The organism is Caldimonas sp., from assembly GCF_046289365.1.
In the GTDB taxonomy this organism is placed as follows: Bacteria; Pseudomonadota; Gammaproteobacteria; order Burkholderiales; family Burkholderiaceae_C; genus Caldimonas.
In genome coordinates this window covers 1-6760 of the sequence record NZ_JBKBVU010000107.1, presented here as the reverse complement: position 1 = coordinate 6760, position 6760 = coordinate 1, and the positions used below count along the sequence as shown (strand labels likewise).

General features: G+C 68.4%; 6 protein-coding genes. 2 read left to right on the top strand and 4 right to left on the bottom strand.

Annotation, left to right across the window (positions count from 1 at the left end; translation table 11 throughout):
• The 4 genes from ACK42S_RS11370 to ACK42S_RS11355 all read right to left on the bottom strand — a co-directional run.
• On the bottom strand, nucleotides 1-1617 hold a 1617-nt coding region (locus ACK42S_RS11370; RefSeq protein WP_409707224.1), incomplete at its 3' end, for an alpha-amylase.
• A gap of 232 nt (nucleotides 1618-1849) precedes the next feature.
• A complete protein-coding gene (locus ACK42S_RS11365; protein WP_409707221.1) occupies nucleotides 1850-3046 on the bottom strand; it encodes an MFS transporter in 1197 nt (398 codons plus the stop codon).
• An 8-nt stretch (nucleotides 3047-3054) separates the two neighbouring features.
• Nucleotides 3055-4161: a chorismate synthase gene (gene aroC / locus ACK42S_RS11360; protein WP_409707218.1), complete on the bottom strand. Its 1107-nt coding sequence runs from the start codon at nucleotides 4159-4161 to the stop codon at nucleotides 3055-3057.
• A gap of 113 nt (nucleotides 4162-4274) precedes the next feature.
• On the bottom strand, nucleotides 4275-4733 hold the full coding sequence (locus ACK42S_RS11355) for a CBS domain-containing protein (protein ID WP_409659528.1): 459 nt from the start codon (nucleotides 4731-4733) through the stop codon (nucleotides 4275-4277).
• 167 nt (nucleotides 4734-4900) lie between these two features.
• On the opposite strand from ACK42S_RS11355, the gene ACK42S_RS11350 reads away from it, so the two are divergent.
• Complete coding sequence (locus tag ACK42S_RS11350) at nucleotides 4901-6208, top strand: O-acetylhomoserine aminocarboxypropyltransferase (protein WP_409707215.1); 1308 nt, start codon at nucleotides 4901-4903, stop codon at nucleotides 6206-6208.
• Nucleotides 6205-6760 (top strand): alpha/beta fold hydrolase (locus tag ACK42S_RS11345; RefSeq protein ID WP_409707212.1); only part of this gene is annotated, 556 nt, incomplete at its 3' end. The genes ACK42S_RS11350 and ACK42S_RS11345, both read left to right, overlap by 4 nt.

Genomic DNA, 6760 nt, shown 5'->3' with positions numbered 1-6760 from the left:
CCACACGGTGTCGGCCGTCACGTTGAACGTGACGGCAGCCGTCTGTGAGGGCTGGGCGCTTCCCCCCAGGCGGGCCCCCACATGGATCGCCGCGGCCCCGTTCGGTGCGGCCGTCAGCGTCACATAGCCGCCGGCATCCACCGTCACCACGTTGCCAGTGCACTGGCCGTTGTTGAAGTCCCCCGAGACGACATCGCAGTACTGGCCGGCCGGCAGACTGGTCTTGAAGTTGCGCGTCAGTGCCGCTCCTTCGCGATTGATGACCACGAAGCCCTTGTCGCCGCGGCCGAAGGCGATCTGGTTGTTGCCGTTGTCCCACCAGTCGGTCACCGTCCAGTTCGACAGTGTGGCGTTGCGGAAGGCCACCATGTTGGCGATGCCACGCCAGCGGTGTTCGCACACCCAGCCGCCGATGCTCTGATTGAAGCAGGCCGGCTGGCTCACGCCACCGTCCCAAGGGCCGCGGGTGGCCCCGCCACTGTCGTGCGGCGGGCCAAAGCTCGTGTCGTACGCCGTGCTGCGGTTGAAGGCATAGCTGGACATCAGCGCCGGGTAGCCATAGGGCCAAGCCAGCATGAAGATGTTCGCCAGGTCATAGGTCGCGCCGTAGTGATAGGTCAGGTAGTTGCCCCCGCCGCCGTGACCCCGCTGTTTGTCGTGGTTGTCGATGAAAGCGATCGCCTTGCTGCTGGGCATCAGGCCCCAGGTTTCGCCGAAGCTGCGCAGCTCGGCCAGCCGGCCTGCGCCGGCGAACTTGCCGAAAATCTGCTTGCCGTAGTTGAACTCGGTCACGGTGACCTGGCCGCCGCCGAGCGAGAAGTACTGGTTCGGCTGCACGGCCTCGCCGGCCGCGCCAATCACCTCCAGGAACCAGAAGGGCCGTTTCGTGCCGGTGCGGCTGTTGACCGCATCGATGATGGCGCCCAGGTCGGTCGGGCTGATGTGCTTGGCCGCATCGACGCGGAAGCCCCTAACCCCCATGTTGACCAGACCGACCAGGTAGTCGGCGATCTTGCCGCGCACGTAAGCGCTGCCGGTGTTCAGGTCCTGCAGACCCGAGAGCTCGCAACGCTGCACATTGTTCGCATCCCCGTAGTTGGTGATGGAGCACACCGGCTGGTGGAAATCGTTCGGACCGTAGAGCCCGGGATAGTGGTGATAGCTCCAGCTGCGCCCAGCGCTCGAGGTGCCGCCCGTGCCGCCGGACATGTGGTTGATCACCGCGTCCACGTAGATGCTCACCCCCACGGCGTTGCAGCGGTTGACCATGTCCTGGAACTCGGCGCGGGTGCCGCTGCGGCTGCGGTCGAGGTTGTAGCTCACCGGCTGGTAGCGCATCCACCACGGATAGGGCGCACCGTCACCGCTGGTCACCCAGTTGTGCTCGTTCGGGGGCGACACCTGCACCGCCGCGAACCCCTTGGGCCCAAGGAAGGTCTCGCACTCGCGCGCGATGTCGGTCCACTTCCATTCGAACAGATGCACGAAGGCCGTGCGCGGTGCGCTCTGGGCCTGGGCCGTCGAGGGGCCCAGGGTCGTGGCGGCCAATGCCAAGGCGGCCAGGCCCTGCCGGGCCACACGCCGACAGCGCGGGGGCAATGGGGAAAGCTGCAGCATCGTTGTCTCCTGCGGTGCTGGTTGCGGTGTCGACCGGCGCCGCCGGCCTCGGTTGGGGAACGGGCCGCAGCATAGGAAGCCCGGCGCTGCAGTGCCAGAGGTCGAGCCCTGGTACGCCGGCGTTACATCGGACTTTTTTGTAAGAACTACGTGCACTACACGGTCACGCCCTCACCGACGGCATGTCGTGGGCTGAAAGTTCAGGGTTTGCCAGCAGCGCCGCGCGCGGGGCTCAACCCTCGATCCGTGCCACCCGCCAGGCCGCCAGTGTGGCCAGCAAGGCCGCCAGCGCGGCCGCCCAAAACACCGCGGCCCAGCCCCAGGCGCCTCCCAGCGCGCCGCCGGCCACGCCGCCCAACACGCCTGGCAGCCCATAGCCCAGCACTGAGTACAGCGCCTGGCCGCGTCCGCGCAGGCGGTCGGCGAAGTGCCGGTTGATGAAGGCGATGCACACCGTGTGGTGGGTCGCAAACGTGAGCGCATGGCTGACCTGCGCCAGTACGAGCACCACCAGGTTGGTTCCGAAGGCTGCGGTGGCGCCGAAGCGCAGCGCCGCCACCGCGCACACCACGACCATCCAGAACGACAGCGGCCAGCGCGCCAGCCAGCGCCCCTGCAGCAGGAACCAGGCGATCTCCACCGCCACCGACACGGCCCACAGCACCCCCACCACGCGCTTGCTGTGGCCCAGGGCGTCCAGGTACAGCGAGAAGAAGGCGTACAGCGCGACGTGCGCCAGGATCATGAAGAACACCGAGACGAAGAACCAGCGCACCGCCGGTCTGGCCAGCACGGGCCCCAGCGCCGGAGCCGGGCGGCCGACCGACGCCGCGTCCTCGCCGGCCGGCAGCCGCCAGCACACGACCACCAGGGCCGCGAGCAGCGCCACCGTGCCCGCCGCAAACCACGACAGGCCGAAACGCTCGAACACGAAACCGAAGACCAGCACCGTGACGATGAAGCCCACCGAACCCCACACACGCACGCGGCCATAGCGGGTCACGTCCAGGCCCTGCGGCGTGCTCACCCGCTGGGCCAGGGCCGCCTCGGCCATGGGCATCATCGCGCTGGTATTGAAGAACATCAGGAAGAGCACGCCGCCCATCACCACCCCGCTGGGCGCAACCCCGTGAGGCATCAGCAGCAAGCCCAGGCTGCTGGCCAGGCCCAAGCTGGCAGCCCAGCGCATCAGGCCGGTGCGCCGGCCGGTGTGGTCAGACAGCCAGCCCCAGCTGTAGGGCGCGATCACGCGGGTGATGCTCTGAACCGCGGTGAGGGCGCCGATCGCCAGCGAGCCGAAGCCCAGCTCCTTCAACCACAGCGGCAGGTAGGGGTTGAAGTAGCCGATGAAGCCGAAATACACCGCTGCCAGCGCGGCAAAGCTCCACAGGCCCTGCGCAGGCGCGGGAACACCGGCGGGAGCCGCCACGGGCTCCCTCAAGCCTGCGGCGCGCGGGCCGGGATCTTCGGCGTGGGCACCGCCACGTCGCCGCACTGGGCTCGGTGACGCAGGGCGTGGTCCATCACCACCAGGGCGAGCATGGCCTCGGCGATGGGCGTGGCACGGATGCCCACGCAGGGGTCATGACGCCCGAAAGTTTCCACGGTGGCCGGCTGGCCTTGCAGGTCGATCGAGCGGCGCGGCGTGCGAATCGAACTCGTGGGCTTGATCGCGAGGTGCACCACCAGATCCTGCCCGGTGCTGATGCCGCCCAGCACGCCGCCGGCGTTGTTGCTGAGAAAGCCCTCGGGCGTGAGTTCATCGCCATGCTCGGTGCCCTTCTGGGCCACGCAGGCCAGGCCCGCACCGATCTCCACACCCTTGACGGCGTTGATCCCCATCATCGCATGGGCGATGTCGGCGTCGAGCTTGTCGAACAGCGGCTCGCCCAGGCCCACCGGCACACCGCTGGCCTCCACGCGCAGGCGGGCGCCCACCGAATCGCCGGCCTTGCGCAGCGCGTCCATGTACGCCTCCAACCGCTCGATCACGCTGGCATTGGCGGCGAAGAACGGGTTGTGGGGCACGTGCTCCCACGACTCGAACGGGATCTCGATCTCGCCGAGCTGGGTCATGCAGCCGCGAAACGTGGTGCCGTACTGCTGATGCAGCCACTTCTTGGCCACGGCCCCCGCAGCCACCATCGGCGCCGTCAGCCGGGCCGACGAACGCCCGCCACCGCGCGGGTCACGGATGCCGTACTTGTGCCAATAGGTGTAATCGGCATGCCCGGGGCGAAAGGTCTGCAGGAGGTTGCCGTAGTCCTTGCTGCGCTGGTCGGTGTTGCGGATGAGCAGGCAGATCGGCGTGCCGGTCGTGTGACCCTCGTACACGCCCGAGAGGATCTCCACCGCATCGGGTTCGTTGCGCTGGGTCACGTGGCGCGACGTGCCGGGACGGCGGCGGTCCAGTTCGGGCTGGATGTCGGCCTCGGACAGTTCCAGCCCGGGCGGGCAGCCGTCGATCACGCAGCCGATGGCCGGGCCGTGGGACTCGCCGAAGTTGGTGACGCGAAAGAGCTGGCCGAAAGTGCTGCCGGACATGAAACCCAAGCGTAGAAACGGAACGGGCCGTGCCCCTGGCCGGCCCCGGAATGTGGAGGGAAGGCAGATTTTAAGCGCCGCCTGAGCGAAACTCAGAACCGGCCCGGCCGGCCTCAGGACGCCTGGGCCGGCTCGTCGCCCACCGGCCAATCGCGGATGTAGGCCTTGAGCATGCGGTTTTCGAAGTCTTGACTCTCCACCACCGCCTTGGCCACGTCGTAGAAAGAGATCACGCCCATCAGCGTGCGCTGGTTCATCACCGGCATGTAGCGGGCGTGCCGCCCCAGCATCATCCGCCGGACCTCGTCGATCTCGGTCTCCAGCGTGCAGGTCAGGGGGGCCGGATCCATCACCGTGCGCACGATCGTGCGGCCCACACTGCCGCCGTTGGCCACCACCGCCTGGATGCATTCACGGAAGGTGAGCATGCCCACCAGTTCCCCGTGCTCCATCACCACCAGAGAACCGATGTCGTGCTCGGCCATGGTCTTCATCGCCTCGCCCAGGGGCTGGTCGGGCGATACCGTGAACAGCGTGCCCCCCTTGACGCGCAGGATGTCACTGACTTTCATGGCGGGCCTCCTTGAAGCGATGGCTGGGTCGAAGCATGGGGATGGTCTGTCCCACCCAGGTGAGTACGGACAGGACGAGGCTTCAATATAGCCCACAATCCAGGATCACCGCAGATCACGCCCCCCTGGACAACCCCGGGTGCACCCTCAGGCTTTTGGGAGAGACCATGCCAGGATATTCCGACCCCGGCTTCGACACGCTGGCCCTGCATGCCGGCAGTGCACCGGACCCGAGCACCGGCGCCCGCGCGGTGCCGATCTACCTCAGCACCTCCTTCGTCTTTGACGACAGCGACCACGCCGCTGCGCTGTTCAACATGGAGCGTGCCGGCCATGTGTACTCGCGCATCTCCAACCCCACCACCGCCGTGCTGGAAGAGCGCATCGCCGCGCTCGAAGGCGGCGTGGGTGCGATCGCCACGGCCAGCGGCCAGGCCGCCCTGCACCTGGCGGTGGCCACGCTGATGGGTGCCGGCTCCCACATCGTCGCCAGCACGGCGCTCTATGGCGGCTCGCACAACCTGCTGCACTACACGCTCGCACGCTTCGGCATCGAGACCAGCTTCGTGCCCCCCGGCGACCTGGACGCCTGGCGCGACGCCATCCGCCCCAACACCCGGCTCTTCTTCGGCGAGACGCTGGGCAACCCCGGCCTGGATGTGCTGGACATTCCCGCCGTCAGCGCCCTGGCCCATGAACACGGCCTGCCACTGCTGGTGGACTCCACCTTCACGACCCCGGTGCTCATGCGGCCCATCGAACACGGCGCCGACCTCGTCTACCACTCGGCCACCAAGTTCCTCGGCGGCCACGGCACCGTGATCGGCGGCGTGCTGGTCGACAGCGGACGCTTCGACTGGGAGGCCTCGGGGCGCTTCCCCGAACTCACCCAGCCCTACGAGGGCTTCCATCAAATGGTCTTCAGCGAGGAAAGCAGCGTAGGCGCCTTCCTGTTGCGTGCCCGCCGCGAGGGCCTGCGCGACTTCGGCGCCTGCCTGAGCCCGCACTCGGCCTGGCTCATCCTCCAGGGCATCGAGACCCTGTCGATGCGCATGGAGCGCCACGTGGCCAACACCCGCCAGGTGGTGAAGTTTCTCGCCGAGCACCCCATGGTGGAGTCGGTGGGCTACCCCGAACTGCCCAGCCATCCCAGCCATGCGCTGGCCCAGCGCCTGCTGCCCAAGGGCTGCGGCGCGGTGTTCAGCTTCAACCTGCGCGGCAGCCGCGAGCAGGGCCGCCGCTTCATCGAAAGCCTGCGCCTGTTCTCGCACCTGGCCAACGTGGGCGATTGCCGCTCGCTGGTCATCCATCCGGCCTCCACCACACACTTCCGCATGGACGACGCAGCGCTGGCACGCGCCGGGATCACGCCGGGCACCATCCGCCTGTCCATCGGCCTGGAAGATCCGGCCGACCTCATCGACGACCTGGGCCGCGCCCTGAAAGCCGCCGAAAAAGCCGGGAGGGCCGCATGAAGCTTTTGGTCCATGGCCGCCAGGCCTATGCCTACACCGGCGGCAAGCCCTTCGACCCTGCGCTGCCCTGCGTGGTCTTCGTCCACGGCGCCTTGCACGACCACAGCGTCTTCGCGCTGCAGACCCGCTACCTGGCCCACCACGGCCATGCCGTGCTCGCAGTGGACCTGCCGGGGCACGGGCGCAGCGCCGGCCCGGCGCTCGACAGTGTCGAGGCCCTGGCCGACTGGCTGATCGCCCTGCTGGAGGCCGCCGGCGTGGCACGCGCGGCCCTCGTGGGTCACAGCATGGGCTCGCTGATCGCGCTGCAAGCCGCCGCCCGCCTGGGCGAGCGCGCCACCCACCTCGCCCTGGTGGCCACCGCCTACCCGATGAAGGTCTCGCCGGCGCTGCTGGAGACCTCCCTCCAGGACCCGCCCAAGGCCATGCGCATGGTCAACAGCTTTTCCATCGGCACGATGGCCGCCAAACCGTCGGCGCCCGGCCCTGGCGCCTGGCTGCACGGCGGCAACCTGGCGCTGATGCAGCAGTTGCAGGCCCGTCATGCCCGGC

Excerpts from the sequence above, each read along its gene's own strand:
- aroC (WP_409707218.1), bottom strand. The coding sequence starts at position 4,161 with ATGTCCGGCAGCACTTTCGGCCAGCTCTTTCGCGTCACCAACTTCGGC.
- ACK42S_RS11355 (WP_409659528.1), bottom strand. The coding sequence starts at position 4,733 with ATGAAAGTCAGTGACATCCTGCGCGTCAAGGGGGGCACGCTGTTCACG.
- ACK42S_RS11350 (WP_409707215.1), top strand. The coding sequence starts at position 4,901 with ATGCCAGGATATTCCGACCCCGGCTTCGACACGCTGGCCCTGCATGCC.